This is a genomic window from Dactylosporangium sucinum (genome assembly GCF_014647515.1).
GTDB lineage: Bacteria > Actinomycetota > Actinomycetes > Mycobacteriales > Micromonosporaceae > Dactylosporangium > Dactylosporangium sucinum.
In genome coordinates, this window is record NZ_BMPI01000170.1 from 1 (window position 1) to 2,214 (window position 2,214).

General features: G+C 67.3%; 4 protein-coding genes. 2 read left to right on the forward strand and 2 right to left on the reverse strand.

Features of this window, described 5'->3' with window-relative positions:
* Positions 1–133: 133 nt before the first annotated feature.
* Entirely contained in the window at positions 134–223 is a 90-nt protein-coding gene (gene kdpF / locus IEZ31_RS55585; RefSeq protein WP_190256946.1) for a K(+)-transporting ATPase subunit F, read from the reverse strand.
* Positions 224–295: 72 nt separating this feature from the next.
* Positions 296–751 (reverse strand): hypothetical protein, encoded by a 456-nt coding sequence (locus IEZ31_RS55590; RefSeq protein WP_190258263.1) that lies wholly within the window; start codon positions 749–751, stop codon positions 296–298.
* 363 nt (positions 752–1,114) lie between these two features.
* Here IEZ31_RS55590 and IEZ31_RS55595 point away from each other — a divergent pair, with 363 nt between their 5' ends.
* Together IEZ31_RS55595 and IEZ31_RS55600 are read left to right on the forward strand one after the other, a co-directional pair.
* Positions 1,115–1,651, forward strand: a complete 537-nt coding sequence (locus IEZ31_RS55595; protein ID WP_190258264.1) for a GAF domain-containing protein — start codon at positions 1,115–1,117, stop codon at positions 1,649–1,651.
* Between the two features lie 149 nt (positions 1,652–1,800).
* A complete protein-coding gene (locus IEZ31_RS55600) occupies positions 1,801–2,175 on the forward strand; it encodes a DUF4118 domain-containing protein (protein WP_190258265.1) in 375 nt (124 codons plus the stop codon).
* Positions 2,176–2,214: the final 39 nt, after the last annotated feature.

Genomic DNA, 2,214 nt, shown 5'->3' on the forward strand with positions numbered 1-2,214 from the left:
ACCACCCGGTAGACGACACGCTCAACACGCAAATGCCGCACCGACGTGATCGCCCGAAACATGTAATCCCCGAACGGCCGGAACACAACCACCAAGGCGAGCACCAGCGAGCCGACGAACAATGCTGGGATCATCAGAACCGCTCCGGAAACAACAGCGCAGCCACCAGGAACACGGTGAGGGCCACCGCGAGCACCAAACCGACAAGATTCTCGGCGTTCACAGCCGCTCCACCGCCCGCACCGCCAGGCCGAGGACCGCGAACAACGCGATCGTCAGCAGCACGAACACCACATCAGCCACTGGAGCTTGCCTCCTTGAACGGGGGAATCGGCGACGCGAACGCGTCGCCGGAGAGCCAGATCCGCAGCCGGACAACCTCCCGGCGGTGCCGGAGCACGCGGCGCACGAGGACCGCCAGCCAGCTCAGGACGGCGGCGCCGAGGAGCACGCCGAGCCGCGCCACGTCGGCCGGGCCGTGCCAGGTCAGTTCGCCCAACTCGTTCACCAGGAACCCGTTGAGCACCGTCCAGGCGATCGCGGCGGTTCCGGTCGCGGCGACCAGGTCGCCGACGGCGCCGATCGCGGCGCTCCACAACGCCAGCGCGACGAGACGGGCGGCCGTCGACGACGGCGTGGTCGTGGCGGCGCAGAGCACCGCGACGACCACGACACCAGCCGCTCCGGCCGCCAGGGTGAGGCCGGCCGGCGCGGCGAACCGCGGCCGGACCAACCACCAGGTCCCGTTCATCTCGCAACAACCGCCTCGACACTCGGCACGACAACCGGCGATGGGCCTGCCGTCCCCGGATCCGGTGTCAGTGAAATCCCGGCCGATGGCCCTGCCCAGATGCATTGACGAAATCCCTACGCCGGCATCGCGTTTCTTGACGCTTTCCCTACGCCGGGACCGGATGCGCTCATCTACCGTCGAATGCGTGCGGGTCCGTTCCCCCGGGCTGCGTCGTGACAGCCCTGGACCGCGCAGCTACGGCGACGATCATCCGGAAAGGATGAGAACACCTTGCGGAACGGCGGGAACAACCTGGTAGTGAGGTCGTCAAAAGGTGGGCCGTCGCCAGGGCGTGCGGCATCGTGACGGGAAGGACCATCGATGATGGATGAGTCCGAGCTGCTGAACACCGCGGTGGCCGACCTGGCCCTGGTGCAGGACGTGGAGCAGGCTCAACAGATCATCCGTAGCGCCGCCAGGCGTTTGGCGAACGCTCACGGGTCCAGCGTGGTGCTGCTGGACCACGGGTACTGTTTCTACGCCGACGAGGACGCGGTGAGCCCGCTGTGGAAGGGCCAGCGATTCCCTGTGCGGCAGTGCATCAGTGGATGGTCGATCCTCAACCGTCAGCCGGCCGTCGTGCCGGACATCCAGGTCGACGAACGGGTGCCGCAGGATGCCTACCGACCGACGTTCGTGAAGAGCCTCGCCATCGTCCCGATGCGCGTCGAGGACCCGCTCGGGGCGATCGGCGCATACTGGATCCAGCCACACCAGGTCACCGACGAGGAGCTGACCCGGCTTCAGTCGCTGGCGGCAGCGGCTGGTGCGGCGTTGACCCGCCTCATGGTCTCAGGAGACAGCGCGCAGGGAGTGACCAGGCTGGTGAGCTCGGGGGCGACCGGCGAACCCGGGTAGCGACGCCGTGTCGATCAGGCCGTTGCTTCGCGGTAAAATGCCTTTGCAGGAAGCTGTGCCAGCACGCCCAGCGATCCATGGTTCGCATCCGCGGTGACCGCGTACGCGCCGGCGCAGCGTGTTGACGGCGAGGTGAAAGACGGTCGCCGGTGTCCACAAACCTGGTTCCGTTGCTGCTGAGACCGAAGCCGCCACCGCCCTGGCTCGGGGTGGTCGTCGCCGTGGCGCTCATTGCGGCGGAGACCCTCGTGCTGTTTCCCCTCAGGGCAAACTCCCCGACGGCCGCCACAGCCGTGGTATACCTCTGCGGCGTCCTGGCCGTCTCCATGGTGTGGAAGCCCTGGCTCAGCGTCTTGACGGCCGTTGCCAGCGCCCTCGCGTTCAACTATTTTCACGTCCCGCCCTTCCGGGCGTTCGAGTTCACCGCGGGCCGGGATCTGCTGACCGTCGTGGTCTTCATCGCGGCGGGGCTGGCAACCAGCCGCCTAGGTCGTGTCTCGTGGATCTTTGGTGAGGTCGCGTAGCCAGATCTTCATCGTGGCAATGTCGACGGTGGCGCGGTA

Bases quoted from the DNA above. Each gene is read 5' to 3' on its own strand.
- IEZ31_RS55590 (WP_190258263.1), bottom strand. From the start codon at position 751: ATGAACGGGACCTGGTGGTTGGTCCGGCCGCGGTTCGCCGCGCCGGCC.
- IEZ31_RS55595 (WP_190258264.1), top strand. From the start codon at position 1,115: ATGATGGATGAGTCCGAGCTGCTGAACACCGCGGTGGCCGACCTGGCC.